The sequence below is a fragment of the Rhizobium leguminosarum genome (assembly GCF_002953715.1).
In the GTDB taxonomy this organism is placed as follows: domain Bacteria; phylum Pseudomonadota; class Alphaproteobacteria; order Rhizobiales; family Rhizobiaceae; genus Rhizobium; species Rhizobium leguminosarum_V.
Map to the genome: position 1 here is coordinate 3,211,293 of NZ_CP025012.1, position 19,703 is coordinate 3,230,995.

At 61.5% G+C, this 19,703-nt stretch carries 22 protein-coding genes; 9 read left to right on the plus strand and 13 right to left on the minus strand.

Features of this window, described 5'->3' with window-relative positions; genetic code table 11:
• Positions 1 to 11: 11 nt before the first annotated feature.
• On the plus strand, positions 12 to 827 hold the full coding sequence (gene xdhC, locus CUJ84_RS16205; protein WP_105006951.1) for a xanthine dehydrogenase accessory protein XdhC: 816 nt from the start codon (positions 12 to 14) through the stop codon (positions 825 to 827).
• On the opposite strand, the gene CUJ84_RS16210 is transcribed toward xdhC, so the two are convergent.
• Entirely contained in the window at positions 803 to 994 is a 192-nt protein-coding gene (locus tag CUJ84_RS16210) for a hypothetical protein (RefSeq protein WP_105006952.1), read from the minus strand. The genes xdhC and CUJ84_RS16210 overlap by 25 nt on opposite strands.
• Positions 995 to 1,095: 101 nt before the next feature.
• Here CUJ84_RS16210 and gcvA point away from each other — a divergent pair, with 101 nt between their 5' ends.
• The gene (gene gcvA / locus CUJ84_RS16215; protein WP_064247894.1) at positions 1,096 to 1,992 is read left to right on the plus strand and encodes a transcriptional regulator GcvA; all 897 of its coding nucleotides are present in this window, start codon (positions 1,096 to 1,098) and stop codon (positions 1,990 to 1,992) included.
• 84 nt (positions 1,993 to 2,076) lie between these two features.
• On the opposite strand, the gene CUJ84_RS16220 is transcribed toward gcvA, so the two are convergent.
• Both CUJ84_RS16220 and CUJ84_RS16225 read right to left on the minus strand, forming a co-directional pair.
• Positions 2,077 to 2,409 carry a hypothetical protein gene (locus tag CUJ84_RS16220; RefSeq protein ID WP_003561515.1) on the minus strand — a complete coding sequence of 111 codons (333 nt, stop codon included), beginning with the start codon at positions 2,407 to 2,409 and terminating at the stop codon, positions 2,077 to 2,079.
• Positions 2,410 to 2,573: 164 nt separating this feature from the next.
• Positions 2,574 to 3,260, minus strand: coding sequence for a Type 1 glutamine amidotransferase-like domain-containing protein (locus CUJ84_RS16225; protein WP_105006953.1), 687 nt, complete (start codon positions 3,258 to 3,260; stop codon positions 2,574 to 2,576).
• 115 nt (positions 3,261 to 3,375) lie between these two features.
• On the opposite strand from CUJ84_RS16225, the gene puuD reads away from it, so the two are divergent.
• The 3 genes from puuD (at position 3,376) to CUJ84_RS16240 (ending at position 7,186) form a co-directional block, all read left to right on the plus strand.
• Positions 3,376 to 4,614, plus strand: coding sequence for a urate hydroxylase PuuD (gene puuD, locus CUJ84_RS16230; protein WP_105006954.1), 1,239 nt, complete (start codon positions 3,376 to 3,378; stop codon positions 4,612 to 4,614).
• Positions 4,611 to 5,954: a guanine deaminase gene (gene guaD, locus CUJ84_RS16235; RefSeq protein WP_105006955.1), complete on the plus strand. Its 1,344-nt coding sequence runs from the start codon at positions 4,611 to 4,613 to the stop codon at positions 5,952 to 5,954. Before puuD ends, guaD begins: the two co-directional genes overlap by 4 nt.
• A gap of 89 nt (positions 5,955 to 6,043) precedes the next feature.
• Positions 6,044 to 7,186: an alpha-hydroxy acid oxidase gene (locus CUJ84_RS16240; RefSeq protein ID WP_105006956.1), complete on the plus strand. Its 1,143-nt coding sequence runs from the start codon at positions 6,044 to 6,046 to the stop codon at positions 7,184 to 7,186.
• 64 nt (positions 7,187 to 7,250) lie between these two features.
• On the opposite strand, the gene CUJ84_RS16245 is transcribed toward CUJ84_RS16240, so the two are convergent.
• The 3 genes from CUJ84_RS16245 to CUJ84_RS16255 are packed head-to-tail and all read right to left on the minus strand — an operon-like array spanning position 7,251 to position 10,810.
• A complete protein-coding gene (locus tag CUJ84_RS16245) occupies positions 7,251 to 7,691 on the minus strand; it encodes a hypothetical protein (RefSeq protein WP_105006957.1) in 441 nt (146 codons plus the stop codon).
• Positions 7,688 to 9,016, minus strand: a complete 1,329-nt coding sequence (locus CUJ84_RS16250) for a phosphatase PAP2/dual specificity phosphatase family protein (RefSeq protein ID WP_105006958.1) — start codon at positions 9,014 to 9,016, stop codon at positions 7,688 to 7,690. The genes CUJ84_RS16245 and CUJ84_RS16250 overlap by 4 nt, the downstream gene beginning before the upstream one ends.
• Before the next feature lie 9 nt (positions 9,017 to 9,025).
• On the minus strand, positions 9,026 to 10,810 hold the full coding sequence (locus tag CUJ84_RS16255) for a bifunctional alpha/beta hydrolase/class I SAM-dependent methyltransferase (RefSeq protein ID WP_105006959.1): 1,785 nt from the start codon (positions 10,808 to 10,810) through the stop codon (positions 9,026 to 9,028).
• Positions 10,811 to 11,011: 201 nt separating this feature from the next.
• On the opposite strand from CUJ84_RS16255, the gene CUJ84_RS16260 reads away from it, so the two are divergent.
• The 4 genes from CUJ84_RS16260 (at position 11,012) to CUJ84_RS16275 (ending at position 15,317) form a co-directional block, all read left to right on the plus strand.
• A complete protein-coding gene (locus CUJ84_RS16260) occupies positions 11,012 to 11,623 on the plus strand; it encodes a CDP-alcohol phosphatidyltransferase family protein (protein WP_105006960.1) in 612 nt (203 codons plus the stop codon).
• Positions 11,624 to 11,755: 132 nt separating this feature from the next.
• Positions 11,756 to 12,913 carry a PspA/IM30 family protein gene (locus tag CUJ84_RS16265; RefSeq protein ID WP_105006961.1) on the plus strand — a complete coding sequence of 386 codons (1,158 nt, stop codon included), beginning with the start codon at positions 11,756 to 11,758 and terminating at the stop codon, positions 12,911 to 12,913.
• Between the two features lie 5 nt (positions 12,914 to 12,918).
• The gene (locus CUJ84_RS16270; protein WP_018073862.1) at positions 12,919 to 13,566 is read left to right on the plus strand and encodes an OB-fold-containig protein; all 648 of its coding nucleotides are present in this window, start codon (positions 12,919 to 12,921) and stop codon (positions 13,564 to 13,566) included.
• Positions 13,563 to 15,317 (plus strand): flotillin family protein, encoded by a 1,755-nt coding sequence (locus CUJ84_RS16275; protein WP_105006962.1) that lies wholly within the window; start codon positions 13,563 to 13,565, stop codon positions 15,315 to 15,317. The genes CUJ84_RS16270 and CUJ84_RS16275 overlap by 4 nt, the downstream gene beginning before the upstream one ends.
• A gap of 135 nt (positions 15,318 to 15,452) precedes the next feature.
• Here the strand turns inward: CUJ84_RS16275 and CUJ84_RS16280 are convergent, their stop codons facing one another.
• The 7 genes from CUJ84_RS16280 to CUJ84_RS16310 form a co-directional block, all read right to left on the minus strand.
• Positions 15,453 to 16,193, minus strand: coding sequence for a metallophosphoesterase family protein (locus CUJ84_RS16280; RefSeq protein WP_105006963.1), 741 nt, complete (start codon positions 16,191 to 16,193; stop codon positions 15,453 to 15,455).
• Positions 16,194 to 16,196: 3 nt separating this feature from the next.
• Positions 16,197 to 16,553, minus strand: coding sequence for a hydroxyisourate hydrolase (gene uraH, locus CUJ84_RS16285; RefSeq protein ID WP_003541961.1), 357 nt, complete (start codon positions 16,551 to 16,553; stop codon positions 16,197 to 16,199).
• Positions 16,550 to 17,050, minus strand: a complete 501-nt coding sequence (locus CUJ84_RS16290; RefSeq protein ID WP_105006964.1) for an ureidoglycolate lyase — start codon at positions 17,048 to 17,050, stop codon at positions 16,550 to 16,552. Before CUJ84_RS16290 ends, uraH begins: the two co-directional genes overlap by 4 nt.
• Positions 17,051 to 17,055: 5 nt before the next feature.
• On the minus strand, positions 17,056 to 17,418 hold the full coding sequence (locus CUJ84_RS16295) for a HepT-like ribonuclease domain-containing protein (RefSeq protein ID WP_105006965.1): 363 nt from the start codon (positions 17,416 to 17,418) through the stop codon (positions 17,056 to 17,058).
• Complete coding sequence (gene uraD / locus CUJ84_RS16300) at positions 17,415 to 17,915, minus strand: 2-oxo-4-hydroxy-4-carboxy-5-ureidoimidazoline decarboxylase (protein WP_105006966.1); 501 nt, start codon at positions 17,913 to 17,915, stop codon at positions 17,415 to 17,417. Before uraD ends, CUJ84_RS16295 begins: the two co-directional genes overlap by 4 nt.
• Positions 17,915 to 18,838 (minus strand): allantoinase PuuE, encoded by a 924-nt coding sequence (gene puuE, locus CUJ84_RS16305; RefSeq protein ID WP_105006967.1) that lies wholly within the window; start codon positions 18,836 to 18,838, stop codon positions 17,915 to 17,917. Before puuE ends, uraD begins: the two co-directional genes overlap by 1 nt.
• A 112-nt stretch (positions 18,839 to 18,950) precedes the next feature.
• A complete protein-coding gene (locus CUJ84_RS16310; RefSeq protein WP_105006968.1) occupies positions 18,951 to 19,658 on the minus strand; it encodes a DUF1045 domain-containing protein in 708 nt (235 codons plus the stop codon).
• Positions 19,659 to 19,703 lie beyond the last annotated feature (45 nt).

Here is a 19,703-nt window from a genome sequence, read left to right on the forward strand (position 1 = left end):
GTCAGCCACCCATGACCGACATCCGCCGCTTCCTCGCCGCCCACCCGGACAGCATCCTCATCGACATCACCGGCACACAAGGCTCCACCCCGCGTGAGACCGGTACCTTCATGCTCGTCTCGGCTGAAGCTCTGTGTGGCACGATCGGCGGCGGCCAGTTCGAATTCATGGCGATCGCGAATGCGCGGGACATGCTCGCGGGAACCGGCGGGATGGCGGAGATGGATATCCCGCTCGGCCCCGACATTGGCCAGTGCTGCGGTGGTCGCACGCAGCTGCGGTTTCGCCGGGTGACGCAGGCGGTTGGTGAAGAAATCGAAGCCAGGCTTGCCGGCGAGATCGAGTGTCTGCCGGAGGTCTATCTCTTCGGTGCCGGCCATGTCGGCCGGGCGCTGGCTACGGCCTTGGCGCCGCTGCCGCTGTCGGTGACGGTCGTCGAAACGCGGCAGGAAGAGCTCGCCAACCTGCCGGCAGAGACCAAGGCGCGACTTGTGCCGATGCCAGAAGCACTGGTGAAGGATATTCCGGCCGGCGGCGTGGTCGTCATCCTGACGCACGACCACGCGCTGGATTTCCTCATCGCCCGCGAGGCACTGGAAAAGACCGACCTCGCCTATACCGGCATGATCGGCTCGGCGACTAAGCGCGCCACCTTCGCAAGCTGGCTTTCCCGCGAAGGTGGCGGAGAGCGCGGCCGGATGGAGCGGCTGACGCTGCCGATCGGCGGCTCGGCAGTCAGGGACAAGCGTCCTGAGGTGATCGCCGCCATGACCGCCGCCGAGATCCTGACGGCGCTCGCTGCCTACCGCATGCGCTCGTCCTCGTAATAGGGATCGCGCCCGTCGAGGAAACCGAGATCGCGCTTGACGCGGTCCGGCACCGTGTCGAGATCGAGGCTGGGCATGCGCCAGATCTGCGCCAGCCAAGCGCCGATACGCTGGAAAATCCCGATGGTCGGCTGCGGCGGACTCTGTTCGATAGCATAGCAATTCATGACATCACCTCGATGGTTTGATGGTATGAGTTGCAGTTTGCAGCCAAAAGTGCTGCAATTCCAATCGAACGACCGTCTGCCTGCATCAAGAGAACTTATCCATGAAACTCTCGAAACAATTTCCGCTGAATGCGCTGCGCGTCTTCGAGGCTGCTGCCCGGCTCGGAAGTTTCACCAAGGCGGGCGACGAACTCGGCATGACGCAGACGGCCGTCAGCTATCAGATCAAGCTGCTGGAGGAGAATGTCGGCGAGCCGCTCTTCCTGCGCCGCCCGCGCCAGATCGCACTGACGGAGACCGGCGAACGCCTGGCACCGAAGGTGACCGAAGCCTTTGCCATGCTGCATGACGCAATGGCGACGGCGCGCGACAGCGTCGAAGGCACGCTCGCCATCAGCTCGACCCATACCTTCGCCTCGAAATGGCTGGCGCCGCGCCTCGGCTCTTTCCACTTGAAACATCCGGCGATTGCGGTGCGCTTTCAGGCGAGCTCTGATATCATCGACTTCGCCCGCGAGCAGATCGATGTCGGCATCCGCTGGGGCGACGGCAACTGGCCGGGGCTGACGCTGCACCGGCTGATGGGCCTGGAGTTCACGCCGATGCTGAGCCCAAAGCTGGCGGAGACGGCAGGCGGCATCAGGGAGCCGCGCGATCTCCTGAAGTTCGATCTCTTCGACGCCGGCGACATCTGGTGGAAACAATGGTTCGAGGCAGCCGGCGTCACGGAGACGGATCTCGATCGGCGCCCGCGCAACCAGCTTGGCTCCCAGGCGGTGGAAGCCGATGCAGCGATCGCCGGCCATGGCGTCGCCATTCTCCATCCGGCCTTCTATGCGGCCGAGATCGCGCTCGGCCGGCTCTACCAGCCCTTCGAACTGACCCGCAGCGACGGCAAGGCCTATTGGCTCGTCTACCCCGAAAACCGTCGCAACGTGCCCAAGATCAAGGCCTTCCGCAACTGGATCCTTGAGGAGATGAAGGCCGCCGGAAATTGATGCCGCCTAAAACTGTAGAGCGGTTTTCGGACAACGACATACCGAACCCGGTTCGTGAGCCGGGTCCGGTGCTGTGGTCCGTCTTCAATATCCCAGTTCCGGCGCATAGAAACAGCGCGGTGTATCCTCGTTCGGGAACAGACAGAGATGATAGTCGTTATCGCCGGATTGCATTGCCTTCGTCATTGGCAGCAGGAAGACATGAGCATGCGTGACCAACCGGTGGTCGCCCGGCATCAGCGTCACACGATATCCACCTGGCGTCACTGCCACGCTTTTCGAAGGGATCATCTGGCAATCGCCATTATGACTGTCGCCGTTGCAACAATAGGGGTCATAACTCCACCCCGAAGGTGCGTCGTGAGCCGTCGCCAACGACGCATACGCAATCATCACACACGTCAGAATGCTGCGCATGGGCATCTTCTCCGTCGATGAATGCGCCGCCGATGATCTAAGGGTTCTTATTTTATTCCGGCGGCCTGCAAAAATAACTGTAATCGAGTCGTCGTAGTTCCGGATCTGCTGAATTAGCAGATTCAGTATAAGGCAGAGATAATGCACAGCCTTCTCGGCAGCTTTTAGGCACGCGACAGCAGATCGACGATCCGACCGCGATCGGCAACTTCGGCAAAACCGCCGGAAATCATCAGTGGAGCGCCGAAGATCTCGACGAGCCCATTGCCGAGAATGACACCTTCGCCGTCCCGATACGCGAGAATGGGTGTTGTCGTCGTCTCGCTGTAGCGTAGTAGCGCGGAGAGATAGCCGGGATCGTCGTTCAGATGCGGGAAGAATTCGAAAGGCAGGAGATTAAGAGCCGCGCCATCCTGCACCGCATCAGGCGAAGCGCCGGAAAAGAGCGCGTCGACGGCGATTGTCGGCGTTATTAAAATCGCCCCGGCGCTGGTTCCGACAAGAATGCCATCGTCCAGTGCCCATGCGCGCAACTTGTCCAGCATACCGCTCTGCCGCAGCCTTCTCAGAAAATCGCCGGTATGGCCGCCGGAAAGATGGATGGCGTTACAGGAAAACAACCTGCTGATCTCCTCGTCGCCGGAGAGTGCGTCGAGATCGACGAAAGGATCGAGAAGAAGCCCGTACCTCATGTAATAACGCCGTTTCTCATCGAAAAACGCCCGCTGCGGGTCCGGACCGGACGTGATATAGCCGACGCGGTTCCCACGCGAGAGGATGAGTGCCGCAAGCCGCCGGTCCATCGGCGCGTTGTCGGCGATGACTTGATCGCTGTAGAGCGCGGTGATCATTCCATTGCTCCTTTGGCCGCGCCGGTCGTTGCGCGTGTGCAGTTCTTCAATCTCCTCTTCCCTCCCCGCCAAAATTTCCGCAATGTCACGAGTCGGAGGAAGATAGGGGAACTCGATGTATGAATATGCCATAGCATGGGAATGGCTCGCCTTCGCGGCACGCTGGTTCCATGTCATTACCGCGATCGCCTGGATCGGATCGTCCTTTTATTTTATCGCGCTCGATCTCGGACTGGTGAAACGCCCGCATCTGCCGCCCGGCGCCTATGGCGAGGAATGGCAGGTTCATGGCGGCGGCTTCTACCATATCCAGAAATATCTGGTGGCGCCCGCCCAGATGCCGGAGCACCTGACCTGGTTTAAATACGAAAGCTATTTCACCTGGATTTCCGGCTTCCTGATGCTCTGCATCGTCTATTATGGCGGCGCCGACCTCTTCCTCATCGACCGGCATGTGCTCGACATCAGCCCGCCCGTCGCCATCCTGATATCGCTGGCGTCGCTTGCCCTCGGCTGGATCGTCTACGACCTGCTCTGCAAGTCGCCGCTTGGGCGGAATACCTGGGGGCTGATGGCGGTGCTCTATGTCGTGCTCGTCTTCATGGCCTGGGGCTATACGCAGCTTTTCACCGGCCGCGCCGCCTTCCTGCATCTCGGCGCCTTCACCGCCACGATCATGTCGGCCAACGTCTTCATGATCATCATTCCGAACCAGAAGATCGTCGTCGCCGATCTTATCGCCGGGCGCACGCCCGACCCCAAATTCGGGCAGGTCGCCAAGCAGCGTTCGCTGCACAACAACTACCTGACGCTGCCCGTCATCTTCTTCATGCTGTCGAACCATTATCCGCTCGCCTTCGGAACGCAGTTCAACTGGTTGATCGCCGCCCTGGTCTTCCTGATGGGCGTCACCATCCGCCATTGGTTCAACACCACGCATGCCAGAAAGGGCCGGCCGACCTGGACGTGGATCGCCACCGTCATCCTCTTCATCCTGATCATGTGGCTTTCAACCGCACCGAAGCAACTGACGGGCGAGACGGATGCGGCGGCGGTCGCGCCCGCCTTCCAGCAATTTGCCGGCGATCCGCATTTCCCCGCCGTCAAGCAACTGGTCTCGACGCGCTGTTCCATGTGCCACGCGGCCGAGCCGGTCTATGAGGGCATCGTGCGGCCGCCGAAGGGCGTGCTGCTCGAAAATGAGGCGGAAATCGCCGCCCATGCCCGCGAAATCTATATACAGGCGGGCCGCAGCCATGCCATGCCGCCCGGCAACATCACCGACATCACGCCGGATGAACGCAAGCTGCTCGTCGCCTGGTTCGAGAGCGCAGTCGAAGGCAAGAATCAATGACGACGACACTCCTGCGCGGCCGCCTGCTTTCCTTCCATCGCGCACCGCTGAGCCTTGCCGACAGCCAAAGCTATCTCTACGAGGAGGATGGCGGCCTGCTGATGACCGACGGACTGATCACAGCGGTCGGCCCCTATGGCGACGTCAAGGCAAAAGCGGCGGAAGACACGATCGAGATCGACCACCGCCCGCATCTGATCATGCCCGGCTTCATCGACATGCACCTGCATTTTCCGCAGATGCAGGTGATCGCCTCCTATGCCGGCAATCTACTCGAATGGCTGAACACCTATACCTTTCCCGAGGAATGCCGCTTCGTCGAAAGCGCGCATGCCAAGCGCATCGCCACGCATTTCTTCGACGAGATGATCCGCCACGGCACGACCACGGCGGTCGCCTATTGCTCCGTGCACAAGACCTCGGTCGACGCCTTCTTCGCTGAGGCCATGCGGCGCAACATGCGCATGGTCGGCGGCAAGGTGATGATGGACCGCAACGCGCCGCAGGGCCTGCTCGACACGCCCGAGACGGGTTATGACGAGACGCGCCAGGTGATATCGGACTGGCACGGCAAGGGTCGAAACCATGTCGCCATCACCCCGCGCTTCGCCATCACCTCCACGCCGGCGCAGATGGAGACCGTAGCTGCCCTCGCGCGCGAATTTCCCGACCTGCACATCCAGACGCATCTTTCGGAAAACCACGACGAGATCAAATTCACCTGCGAGCTCTATCCCGACGCGCTCGACTATACCGACATCTACGCCCGCTACGGCCTGCTCGGGCCGAAAAGCCTCTTCGGCCACGCCATCCACCTGTCCGAGCGCGAAGCCGATACCATGAGCGAGGCGGGTGCCGTCGCCGTCCACTGCCCGACCTCCAACCTCTTCCTCGGCTCAGGCCTGTTTCCGCTGAAGGCGCTGGCGCGGCGCGAAAAGCCGGTTCGCATCGGTGTGGCGACCGATATCGGCGGCGGTTCCAGCTATTCGATGCTGCGGACGATGGACGAGGCCTACAAGATCCAGCAGTTGCTCGGCGAACGGCTGAACCCGCTGGAAAGCTATTACCTGATGACCCGCGGCAATGCCGAGGCCCTGTCGCTGACGGACAGGATCGGCACGCTGGAACCCGGCACCGAGGCCGATCTCGTCGTTCTCGATGCCGCGGCGACACCGGCCATGGCGCTGAAGATGGAAGTGGTGAAGACGCTGCCCGAAGAGCTTTTCCTGCTGCAGACGATGGGCGACGACCGGGCGATCGCCGAGACGTATGTGGCCGGCGTTGCATTGAAGGCGGGGCTTCAATTGACACGGCCTGTTACCCTTGAAATCGGCCCGTGAAAGCTGCCTGGCACGGCCAATTTCCCGTAACACTCCTGCCAAATTCATGTTATGGCCGATAGTCGCATTCAGATGTGAAGGTTCAATTCATGGCCACTCCGCTCACCATCGCTGATCTGAAAAAGCTTGCACAGCGCCGTGTGCCGAAGATGTTTTTCGACTATGCGGATTCGGGCGCCTGGACGGAATCGACCTATGCAGCCAACGAGAGCGATTTCAGCCAGATCAAGCTGCGGCAGCGGGTGATGGTCGATATGACCGACCGCACGCTGGAAACGACGATGATCGGCCAGAAAGTGTCGATGCCTGTGGCGCTGGCGCCGACCGGACTGACCGGCATGCAGCATGCAGATGGCGAGATGCTGGCGGCACGCGCCGCCGAGGAGTTCGGCGTTCCCTTCACGCTTTCGACGATGAGCATCTGCTCGATCGAGGACGTGGCGTCAGCGACGACGCGCCCCTTCTGGTTCCAGCTCTACGTGATGAGGGACAAGGATTTCGTCCTCAACCTCATCAACCGCGCCAAGGCGGCCGGATGCTCGGCGCTGGTGCTGACCGCTGATCTGCAGATCCTCGGCCAGCGGCATAAGGACCTGCGCAACGGCCTGTCGGCGCCGCCGAAATTCACCCCGAAACATGTCTGGCAGATGGCGACCCGGCCCTTCTGGTGCCTGGACATGCTGCAGACCAAGCGCCGCACCTTCGGCAATATCGTTGGCCATGCGAAAAATGTCACCAGTATCGCCTCGCTCTCCGCATGGACGCATGAGCAGTTCGACCCCCGGCTGTCCTGGGCGGATGTCGCCTGGATCAAGGAACAATGGGGCGGCCCGCTGATCATCAAGGGCATACTCGATCCGGAGGATGCCAAGGCGGCCGTCGACACCGGCGCCGATGCGATCGTCGTCTCCAATCATGGCGGGCGTCAGCTTGACGGTGCCCCCTCATCGATCAGCATGCTGCCGAAGATCGTCGACGCCGTCGGCGACCGTATCGAGATCCATCTCGACGGCGGCATCCGCTCCGGCCAGGACGTGCTGAAGGCTGTGGCGCTCGGCGCCAAGGGCACTTATATCGGCCGCCCCTTCCTCTACGGCCTCGGCGCCATGGGCAAGGAAGGCGTATCGCTAGCGCTCGGCATCATCCGCAAGGAGATGGACATCACCATGGCGCTCTGCGGCAGGCGCGACATCAACGATGTGAATTCGTCGATCATCGCCGGACGGCAATAACCTGCCGGAGAAGCCAGCTTAGAAGAGTCACGAGCCAGCCATCATGCAATCGACCGCATGCGATTCAGCATAGCGGCAGGCCGTTGTTTGCATCGAACAGAAGGATCGCGAAAATCACCAGACAGATGGCGAGGGCAAAACGCTGCCGCCAGACGATGCGGCGCGACCCGGCAATCCGCCTCTCCAAGCCAGGCGGCGCCCCGCCAGGCTTGCGAAGCTGCATCCGGGACAACAGGTCGTCGACGGCGGCAAGGCCGGCGACCTCTGTCTCGTGGCTCGACGCAAGGCGAAACAGCAGCGCATCGAAGAGGAGATGGACCGCCAGCGCAAGGACCATCACGCAGAAAACGAGCATCAAGAGCCAGCCGAGCGATGGAACGAAGCCGCGATATCCCACGGCGATCGGGCCGGCAATCAGTGGCAGCAGCGCTGCCAGCCCGCAGCAGATCGAATTGCGGCCGAGACTTCGCGCAGCCGCCGAGGCCGTGACATTCCACTGCGTCATTGCAAGCCCTCCGTCACGGCATGAAGGCTTTCCACGGGCAGATGAACACACCGCCCTGCCCGTTCGATCCGCCGCACGGCTTCGGATGGATCTTCGCAACGTCTGGTGATGAGCAGCCAACGCACGATGACGCAGGCGCTCCGCTGGAAGCCGAGCGCACAGCAGACGAGGACCGGTCCCTGCTGGCGCGAGGTCTCGATGAGGTTCGCCGCGGCGAGCGTCTGGATCTTGTCGAGGGCCGTAAGATCAAGGGTGGGAAAGCTGCACCAGCGCGCGCGCGTCCCGCCCGGACGCTGAAGTTCGCCGGTCATATCGATCACCGTGGCAAAACGGTCGGCCTCGTGGCGACGCGGAAAACGACCGAGATGGACGCCGTCGGTGATCACCACCGATGCCGGCATTCGCCGGGTCCAGAGCCGAATATTGATGAGAGCGCCAAGCCGGTAGGGTGCGAGCAGCCAGCGGCTGGCAATCGTGGCCCGGCCATCGACGCGTTTCTGGAATATCTGCGGGCCGGCGCCGAAATATCCGAGCGCAACGATCACCAGCGCAACAGCCGGCCAGAGCAACAGAAGCGCCGCTGCCGATAAAGGCGTGCAGAGCGCTCCAAGGCCGAGAAATGCGATGGCACCGCACAGATAATAGAAGCCGAGACGGCGCGACTTTGGATCGCCGCTCATCGTAAAATTCGCGAGAGGCGAACCGGCATCGCGCGGAAAAAGCCAGATGGCAAACAGACCGAGCAGCATGCCGGTCGGTATGTCGATGATGTGATGCTGCCACGTGGTCAGCACGGAGACACCGATCAGGAAGCACCAGAGGTGCCAGAGGAGCCGCACCTTCCGCGGCAGCCGGCCGCGCAGATGATCCCAGATCACCACCAGGAGTGCGATATGGAGCGACGGCGCTTGATTGAACGGCTTATCGAAGCCACCGAGGACGGCGAACATGAAGCCCGGCAGGCCACTCGTTGCCGGCCGCACGAAGGTCGCTTCGAGCGGAAACGCGATAAAGCAGGCTACGGCTACTATCTGGATCGTCAGATAACGCCTCGCCAGCCTATCCACATCGCGCGGCGCCGTGTTGATGAACAGGCAGAGTGCATAGAACAGATTGATCGACCAATATGGAATGATGGTCCATCCGAGGAACGGAATGGCGCTTTCCCATGCGAAGGCGACGTTCGGCACATGAGCGCGTTGCGATGCCACCCAATTGGCGCCGCCATAGCTCAGATAGAAGAACGGCGCCAGGAAGGCGAGCCAGAGCGCTGCCCGCTTCGGGACCAGCGCTGTCTGGGAAAAAGTTGAACGTGCCTTCTCCACGCTTTGCCCTCAGACTCTCTCAGCCAGCGACACGGTGAAAATGCCCCACTGGTCGATGCGCTGCTCGATCTTGCGGAAACCGGCTGCGGCGACCAGCTGGTCCATTTCCTCTTGCGTCCGCCGCCGCATCACCCACGCCTCGCCGCCGCGGTGCGAGGTCAGGGCGCGGGCGATCATCTCCAGTTGCGGATGCCATGGCTGGTTGGTGTAGACGAGCAGACCACCGGGCTGCATCGCACGGGCGATCCCATCGAGCGAAGCGGCGATCAGCGCATTGTCGGAAAACAGCTCGTAAAGGCCGGAGACGATCGCGAGATCCGGAGCCGGCGTGATTGCAGCCAGCCCCTCGCCGTCAAAGGCATCCTGCTGGCGGAAGCTCACGAAATCACTCAGTCCGCGCGTGGCAATGCTCTTGCGGCCGGCGTCGACGTTGATGGAGAAATAGTCCTGCAACCGCGCACTATCGGGACGCACGGCAGCCGTCTCGATCGCATCAAGGACATAACGGCCATGCCCGGCCGCTATGTCGAGCATGTGGGTACTGCGGCCGGCGGCTTTCAGGCGCTGCAGCGCGCGGTCGATCAGTTCCTGCAGGTGCAGCTTGCGCTGCCTGATGCCGCGCCAGCCGATCGCCTCGAGAAACACCTTGTCGATCAAACGCCCACCGGGGCCGAGCCCGCGCGGCTTGTTCTCGTAGACGTAATCGAGCGTCGAGCCGGAATCAAAGCCGGTCTTGACCCCGGTCCTTATGCCTTCGGACACCAGAGCGCCGATCTTGATGTTGAGGCGGCTGAGCACCCAGTAGATGCCGCGTGGGGATGTCGCATCAAGCGGGCTCGCGAGCCGGTCGGCCTCGTCCTTGGTATAGCCCTGGATATGGGCGGTGCGAAGGTCGGCAGGTGCCCAGGGCTCGGCGAAACACGCGTCGATAAAACGGCGGACCTCGGCCAGGGCAATCGCGCGGTCCTTTTCGCCGAGCGTGTCATGGTAGAAGCCGGCAAGCACATGCCGTTCCTTGATGCGGCTGCCGAGGTTTTCGTAAAACCGGTGCTGAGGCGCGTGTCGCACCACCCAGTCGCTGCCGGAGATCAGCAGCTGGGTTGGCACGGTGATGGCGCGGGCGTCTGCGACGACCCGGGCTGCCGCCTCATAGAGCTGCAACAGGATGTTGGAGGCAATCGGCCGGGTGATCAATGGGTCGGATTCGTACGAGGCGATGCGCTCGGGGTCATGCGTCAAGAACTTCGCCTTGACATAGGAATTGACGAAGAACGTTCCCTTGAGCTTTTCCCAGAACGCAATGCCCTCTTTGGCAAAAGGCACGTAGAGCTTGACGCTGAAGGCCGGTGAGGCCAGCACCAGCGCGCGGATCGGCGGCGCATAGTCGTGCACCCAGGTGGTGGCCAGCACTGCGCCGACGCTCTGCGCAATGACGGCGATGTCTTCGACGGCAATACCACTTGTCTCGCTGACATGGCGGACGAAGCAATCGAGATCACGCGCAGAGGCTGCAAAGGATGGCGAATAGCCGCGCTCTCCCGGCGAACGCCCGTGGCCGCGGGCGTCCCAAGCGTAGAAGGCAAAATCATCAAGGCCGAGCTCGGTGGCGAGATGGGCGACGCGGCCGCTATGCTCGTGGCCGCGATGGAGAAGAATGATTGCGCCCCTTGCTGCAGCGCCCGTCGAAGGCCACGTCCGATAAAACAGTCGGGTGCCGTCATGCGATGCGAATTCGGATTCATGCATTGGCTTGGCCGTCGAGGCGGGTTGCACACTATCGGCAGTTTGCAGCACGGTCTTCTCCAATTCTGATGGGTGGATAGGTTGCATCCATTGGCGAGCACAGTGATTTGCTTTCATTGCAAAAGTCTAGTTGCAAATGTAAGTCCTTTGCGTGAACCGATATGAGGTGCGGCCTTCCTCACAGCTACGACGAGCTGCACTGCCCGAGCCGAGATAGACTGTTCAAATGCCACGAAATTCCACTGAGGTAGCATGTCTGTTTATCAATTGAAGTCCCGATTTCAGAACATTCTTCGCCCTCTAGTGCGCTCACTCGCAGCACGAGGCGTCACCGCCAATCAGGTGACTTCAGTTGCTGCCGCGGTCTCGGTGGCAGTTGGCCTTTTTCTGAGCCTCGCCCCGCCTCCGCATTGGTTCCTGCTGGTGCCTGTGTGGTTTCTCCTGCGCATGGGCCTCAATGCCATCGACGGCATGCTCGCGCGCGAACATGGGCAGAAGAGCATCTTAGGCGCGTATCTGAACGAGATCGGTGATGTCGTGTCGGATGTCGCCCTGTATTTGCCGTTTGCCCTCATCGATCCGAACGGTTTGATGCCGGCGATGGCCGTCATATTCCTCTCGGCGCTGACGGAATTTACCGGCGTTCTGGGTCAAACGGTCGGCGCAAGCCGGCGTTACGACGGGCCGCTGGGCAAAAGCGACCGTGCGGTGCTTTTCGGCGCGCTCGGCATCTTTGTCGCGGTCGGTGGGACGTTTGCAGCATGGACATCGTGGCTTTGGGCGGTGGTGGCTCTACTTCTCATATGGACGATCATCAACCGCATCAGCGCCGGTATTCGCGAGGCGCACACACCCGCCCGATAGGAGCGACCGCCGATCCGCTGCCGGGTCTTCCATCGGTAAATGTGATCCGGAAACTGTGTCGATTCTCTCCTTCTAACCGCACGTTAAGCTTAGGTTGTATTTTTAGCGCGACCTCTTGAAAGCACAAAAGCGGTGCTTTATGTTTTAGCTATGGCTACCACAGGCAAGACACCGCATCCATCGCTGCTGCGCTACACGCTGGCGCCTGACGACAGTGCCCGGCAGGCGCTGGACGACACCATTGCCGCCTATCTCAGGATGATCGAAATCTTGACCGGCCTCGTCTCCGACAGGACGGGCGCCAATCTCGTCGTGCTGCATGACCTTGCCTATGAAACCGTCCGCGAGCAGACGGGCTTGCCGGCAAGGCTGGTCACGCTCGGCCTTCGCGATTTCGCCACCAATCGCGGCGTCACCGCCGATCCGCCGCATCTGCCGCTCGATGACAAGCTCTTCGCCATCAAAGGCCCCTCGGACCTGACGATCGCCACGGTGCACGGACGTGTTGCCGTGCCCTTCGATGTCGCGGGTTATTCCCGGGGATGGGAGAGTATTTTTCCGGCCTACCTCGTTGCAGGCCAGGATCGCTACGAGATTCACATCGGCGTTACGCCGAATTCCGCTCGGATGGAGGAAAACATGACGAACGAAGGCATTCTCTCACGTATGGGCCGTCTGATCGCGGGCATCGCGAATGCGGCGGTCGACAAGGCGGAAGGCGTCAACAAGATCGCCGTCATCGAACAGGCGATCCGCGAGATCGATGCAGCGGCGGATGAGGCCCGCACCGATCTCGGCAAGGCGCGCGCCGAGGAATATCGCATCCAGAGCCGCAGGGACGAAATCGTCGAAGACCTGAACGCGCTCGACCAGAAGATCCGCCTCGCCGTCTCGTCTCAGCGCGATGACCTGGCAAAGGCCGGCGTTGCCCGCCAGATCGATCTCGAATCCCAGATCGCAGCTCTGGATAAGGCGCTGGCCGATGCCAGGGAACAGTTGGACGAAGGCCAGAAAGCCTTGCAGGCCGTGCTCGCCACGCGCCGCGAGGCGGACGCTCGCCTTGCCGATTTCAAGCGCAGCATTGCCAGGCATCCCGAACACGCCGCAACCGGTCATAGCCAGCCCGTGCCGGGCGCAGATGCTGCCCGCGCTGCCGCGGCGGTCTCGCGGCTGACCGGGGTTCCCACTGGCGAGCATGCCCATAGTTCCGAATTGGACGAACTCGACCGGTTGCACCGCGAACAGGCGATCGAGGCACGCCTCGCACGCTTCAAGGCGGATAACCGGTAACGCCGATGGCCCTTCTCTTCGCTCCCGAATGTGCTCCCTTTGCCATCGCCGCCGCCGTGCTTGCAGGTCTGACCGCGATCGAGATGCTGGCGATGGTCATGGGTTTTTCTGTGACGGAATTTCTGGGAAAGCCGGAGGTTCATGGCCATGACGGCATCCTGGCATACCTGTCCTGGCTCAATCTCGGCGGTGTTCCCCTGCTGATTCTTCTGATGATGACACTCGGCTTCTTCGCGATGACGGGGTTTGCCTTGCAGGCCGTCGCCAGCGCCTTCTGGGCGCCGCTGCCAAGCTTCATCGCCGTCATACCTGCCGCGCTCGCAACCATCCCCATGGTCAGGGCATCGAGCAGAACTGTGGCGCGGCTCGTACCGCACGACGAAACCTATGCCGTCGATCTCGACGCCTTCCTCGGCCGGACCGCCGAGGTGTCGATCGGCCCGCTCGATCAGGGACTGCCGGGCCGCGTCCGTGTCAAGGATCAGCACGGAAACTGGCATGTGCTTCGAGCCCGAGCCGCCAAGGGCGAGGGTCCGCTTGGGATCGGCGCTTCGGTTCTTCTCGTCGATCACAAGGCAAATGTGTTTATCGCCATTCCCGCGCCGGTCGACCCCACCGATGCGAACAATCAATCTTTCAGGGAGCAGCAATGATGTACGACGTTATTCTACCAGCCGGCATTGGGATTGTTCTGATCTTCGGCATCGGTTTTGTCCTCGCCTCTCTTTACACGCGCTCCAGCCGCGATGAGGCCTATGTGCGCACCGGTCTCGGCGGCCAGAAGGTCGTGCTCGACGGCGGTTCGGTCGTCCTGCCGATCTTCCATTCGACCGCGCGGGTCAACCTGAAGACACTGCGGCTCGAGGTTCGCCGCGGCGAAGGCGATGCACTGATCACCAAAGACCGCATGCGCGTCGATATCGGCGCCGAGTTCTATGTGCGCGTGAAACCCGATGCCTCCTCGATTGCGCTTGCAGCTCAGACACTCGGCAATCGCACCAACGACGCCGAGGCCCTCCGCATCCTGATCGAGGCGAAATTCGTCGACGGCCTTCGCTCGGTGGCCGCGACGATGAATCTCGACGCGCTGCAGGAACAGCGCATGGATTTCGTCAAGGCCGTGCAGGAAGCTGTCGGCGCCGATCTCCAGTCGAACGGTCTCGAACTCGAATCCGTGTCGCTGACACGCCTCGACCAGACCGATATCAAGCATTTCAACGCCAACAACTTCTTCGACGCGCAAGGCCTGGCGGCATTGACCCGCATCACCGAGGGACGCAAGAAGGAGCGGAACGAGATCGTTCGCGACACCGAAGTCGCCATCGCCCAGAAGGATCTCGAGGCCCGCCAGCAATCGCTGACCATCGAGCGGACGAAGCGAGAGGCCGAACTCAGCCAGGAAAGAGACATCGCCAACAAATCCGCGGCGACACGCGCCGAAACCGCGCAGCAGGAGCAGGCCGCAAAACGCGCCGAGGAGGAAGCCCGCATCGCTTCCGAACAGGCGATCGCCGAACGCGAGGCATCCGCCAAGCAGGCTCGTGAAAGCGCCAACATCGACGCCGCCCGCGCCGTCCAGCAACGCGAAACCGAAGCCAAGCGTGACCTCCAGATCGTGGCACAGGAAAGCGCGATCGCCGTTGCCAACAAGAGCCGTGAAGAATCCGAAGCGAAGGCGGCTGCGGAAACGGCCCGCGCGCTGGCGATAGCGGCGGAGGAAAAAGTTGGCACCGCCAAGGCGATCGAGATTGCCGAACGCGAAAAGCAGATTGCCGTGATTGATGCGCGCAAGAAAGCCGAGACGGAAGCAACCGCCGTCACCGTCGGCGCGGAGGCCGAAAAACAGGCAGCAAGCGACCAGGCCGAGGCCATCAAGACGCTCGCAACCGCCGAGGCGGATGCGGCGATCATCAAGGCCAAGGGCATTCTCGAAACCGGCAAGGCCGCGGCCGAGAGCGAGGCATTGCTCAACGACGCACGCAACAAGTTGAGCTCTGCTATCATCGAGTTCGAGATCACCCGCGAACGGATCCGCATCATTCCGCAGGCGCTCGCCGAGGCGGTCAAGCCGATCGAGAAGATCTCCGATATCAGGATATTCGATACCGGCGGCATGCTCGGCCGCGGAAACGGAGCGATCGGCGGAAACGGCATCGGGCTCGGCGAAGGACTGGCCAGCCAACTCCTCTCCTATCAGGCGAATAAACCGATCCTCGACAAATTGCTGAAGGAAGCCGGCTTCGACGGCGACGATGCCATCTCATCCCTTCTTGGAAATCTCGATGGCGCAAAACCGGCAAGACCGGCAACCGCCGCAGCCCCGGCAAAGCCGGCAATACCGGCCGCAGCCGCGACACAAACGATCATCCCTCCGGCCCCGAAGCCGGCACCAAAGAAGGACTGATCACCGCACAAGCGGGGCTGGACTAGAACAGGATGATTTTAGGCCGGTTCGGCCTAAATTCTGAATCCTGTTCTAAATTAAATAGTTAGAGCATGATGTCGCTCGAAAACCGCACACACTTTTCGGCATCATGCTCTATCTCACCCAACCCGTTGCCAGTGCGCCTGCCCAGTCGGCACGGCCCCTTTCAGCGGCCAGTGCCGACATCGCCATATGGTCGTAGGCGACGGTTCGGAACTGCCATGTCCATCCGCCCACCGCCTTTTCCAGAATGGCATAACTCGCCAGCGGATGGCCGGCTTCCACCTTGTGGTAATAGGGCAGCTCGTCGTCATAGGCCGGGCAGCCGACGCTGCCGGGATTGACGATGAGGCGGCCGTCGGAAAGCCGGACAGCGCGAGGAATGTGACTGTGGCCGGAGAGGATCAGCGGCAGGTCGATACCTTCGGCCAATGCCGCGATCGCTTCGATCGGCTTCAGGAAGACGAAGCCCTCCGGCGAGACCGATTCCAGCCAGTAAAGATTGTCGTCCTTCGGCGTTGCGTGGCAGAGATAGACCTCGCCGCGATAGACGGTATCGAACGGCAGGCTTCGTATCCAATTAAGATGAGACGACGACAATTGACCGTAAGCGGCCGCATCCGAAGCATGCATTGCCGCCGGGTCCTGTTCGATCAGGTAGCGGTCGTGATTACCACGGACCGAGGTCAGGCCGAGCGGCATCAGCAAGTCTGCCGTCTTGCCGGCCTCGAGCGGGCCGCTAAAGAAATCACCGAGATTGACGATCTCATCGATCCCCTGCGCGCGAATATCCGCAAGCACGGCCTCGAGCGCCAGATGGTTTCCATGGATATCGGCAATTGCCGCAAACCGCATTTTTTAGCTCCCTCGGTAGGTGGAATAGCCATAAGGCGATATCAGCAACGGCACATGGTAATGCGCCGTGACGTCGGCAATACCGAAGCGGATCGGCACGAGATCGAGGAAAGCGGGATGCGGCAGCGGAGTGCCGCTCGCCCTCAGATAATCGCCGGCATGGAAGACCAGTTCGTAGGTACCGGCCCGAAAATTTTCGCCAATGAGGATGGGGCCACCGTCGACCCGGCCGTCGGCATTGGTCTCGACCGTCTTCAGATGTCTGCGGATCTCGCCGTCGAGCTGGAAAAGATCGATCCTCAGGCCCTCTGCCGGCTTGCCGAGGGCGGTGTCGAGAACATGCGTGGTCAGTCCGGTCATGGGGCTGGCTCTTTAATGATATAGGGGGGGTCGAAGAAGTATTCTTCCAGATTGTTGCCCGGCCCTTCGCGGTCGACGACCAGGAAATCTGAGGCCTGGCCGAGCGCCATCAGCGGATGATGCCAGACATTGCGGCGGTAGTTCACACCCTGGTTGCCGCGCGCCAGAAACACCTGCGGCCTGCCCGGACGTCCGTTCTCATCCTCGGAGACGATGACGAGAAAAGGACGGCCCGAGACCGGCGAGAAACTCTGGCTGCCGAAAGGGTGGCGCTCCATCATGGCGACGTCATAGGGGAAGCTGCGCGGCTGGCCGCGAAAGAGATTGATGACGACGCGTGCGCCCTCGCCCGTTGCCTCAGCGGCGGCCAGCGCATGAAAACGCTGCGTCGTGCCGCCATTGATCAGCCGCATCGAGGCCGGATCGGCTTCGATCACCTCGCCGAAAGGCGTAAAAGTGGATCTGGTGAGCGGGCGGACGTCGAGAAGCTCAGTCAATTACCTTACTCGCCTTGGGCATGCCAGTTGCGGACGCCATCGATCGCGGCAAGAAGCTCCGGCAGCGTGCGCTGCGTCGCCTCCCAGATTTCGGATGGATCGAGATCGAAGACGTCGTCGAGGATACGGTTGCCCGTCCCGCAGATTTTCGTCCACGGCAAATCGGGATGCTCGGTTGCAAATGCCGGATATGTCACCAGCAGACGGGATGCCGCCGCCCCGATGGTGAAATGGCAGAAGGCAACCGCCTTGAAGATCAGTTTATCCCCGGCGAACGCCTCCCCATCCATTCCGCCGACAAAGAGCAGCGCATCGGATGCCGCCTCTTGCATATCGTTAAGATAATCGACAGCGCGCCGCTCGCTCATTCAGCCTCCGGAAGCATCGATGTGAGGCGCAGCAGCGCGATCTTTTCGACCTGCGCCGTCGCGGTCGCGAATTCCTCATCCTGCCCGTTGCCGATGCGTGTTTCGAAGGCCGAGAGGATGTCACCCTTGCCAAGTCCCTTGACGGCGATGATGAAGGGAAAACCGAATTTTTCGACATAGGCCGAATTGAGTTCGGTGAAGCGGGCATGCTCAGCCGGGCTCAGGCGATCGAGACCGGCGCCGGCCTGCTCTTTCCTGCTGTCCTCGGTGAGTTCGCCTGATATGGCCAGACGACCGGCAAGATCGGGATGGGCGCGCAAGACGCCCAGGCGTTCCCGAGGGCTTGCCGCGCGGAAGACGGCGGCGAGTGCGGCATGCACGCCGGCTGCCGTCAGCGGCTCCGTCACGCCGCCGGCGTCATAGGCACGCTCAGCGATGAAAGGCGAATGTTCAAAGACGCCGCCGAAGCGGGAGACGAAATCCTCGCGCGACATCATCAGAGCGCTTCCGGCTGATGGTGCTTGTGCCAGTGCTCGGCGATCTCGATGCGGCGCGGAATCCAGACCTTGTCATGCTTCAGCACATATTCGATGAAGCGTCTCAGTGCGGCGGCCCGGCCGGGACGTCCGACGAGACGGCAATGCAGGCCGACTGACAACATCTTCGGGCTGCCCGCCTTGCCTTCCTCATAAAGCGTATCGAAGGCGTCCTTCAGATAGGTGAAGAACTGATCGCCGGCGTTGAAGCCCTGCGGCGTCGCAAATCGCATATCGTTGGTTTCGAGCGTATAGGGGATGATCAGGAAGGGTTTCCCGTCGACGCCCTTCACCCAGTAAGGCAGGTCATCGGCGTAGGAATCGGAGGAATAAAGGAAACCGCCCTCCTCCTGCACCAGTCGAAGCGTATTGTCGGAGGGCTTGCCCTGATACATGCCGCAGGGCCGCTCGCCGGTGAGTTCGGTGTGCAGGCGCACGGCTTCGAGGATATGCTTGCGCTCCAGATCTTCGGGAAAATCCTTATATTCCAGCCAGCGGTAGCCGTGGCTGGCGATCTCCCAGCCGGCCTCCTTCATCGCAGCGACGGCCTCGGGGTTGCGGGCCATCGCCAGTGTCACGCCGTAGACGGTCGCCTGCACCTTGAGATCGGTGAACATGCGCCAGAGCCGCCAGAAGCCGGCACGCGAACCATATTCGTAGATCGATTCCATGTTGAGGTTGCGCTGCCCTGGCCAGGCGGCCGCACCGACGATCTCCGACAGCAGGTTTTCCGAAGCCGGATCGCCGTCGAGGATCGAACTTTCGCCGCCCTCCTCGTAGTTGATGACGAACTGCACGGCGACGCGTGCCTCGTCCGGCCATTTCGGATCGGGCGTCAGACGCCCGTAACCAACGAGATTGCGCGGATAAGTCTCGGATACCATCAAATCACCTTATGAAAAGACGGGGAACGGTAGCATCCGCAGCCGGAATGTCGAGACGGAAACTGCTCGGCCGGATTTTGCCTTTGCAGCACAAGGCTTTAGCTCATCAGCATTAGGCGATTTTGCGCGCGCTGACCTTGCCCATCGGATGCAGCGAATGAACGCGGAAAGGACCGCCCGCGCCCTCCTCGATCATCAGCGCCACGTTCGAAACCGTGACAGGTTCGCAGAGGACAGGCTCGAAGATCGTTCGCAACACCGGCTCGATGCGCGGCATGTCGATCGCGTTGATAGGCCCTGTCACCGGCATATGAAAGCGGAACTCCTCCATCACATAGGGATTGCCCCAGCGATGCAGATTGGCAAATTGCGTCGCCGACAGCCCGTCCGGATCGCTGCGTTCAATCTCGGCCTCGCTGAGCGGCGCGCGGAAACGATCGAATTCCTGCACGATCGCCGAAGCGAGATACTGGATTTGCTCGCAGGGAGTACTCGGCAGCAGGCTGTAGAAATTGCCGAGCCGGGCGACTTCGATACGCGGAATCTGGAAGGGAACGAAGGTCCCGGAAAAACGCATCAGATCGCGCAGGAGTTGCGATTCGGGCATGTCGCGGGACAAGTGGAACGGCGCCTTCAAAACGCCGTGAAAGCCGTAGCGCCGTGGCACGGCGGTATGGAAGGCGATCTCGTGAATGCCGAGGCCACGAACTGCCGGAGGCTCCATCATATCGCCCGAAAACACGTTTCGGCCGAGCCAATTGGCGGCTACGAGCGACAGCGGATCGCTCGCCGGAGGCGTGAAGCAAATGGCATAGCGCATGCAATTTCCTCCATCAAGGAAGTGAGCGCCGTTCAGATCCGGCGC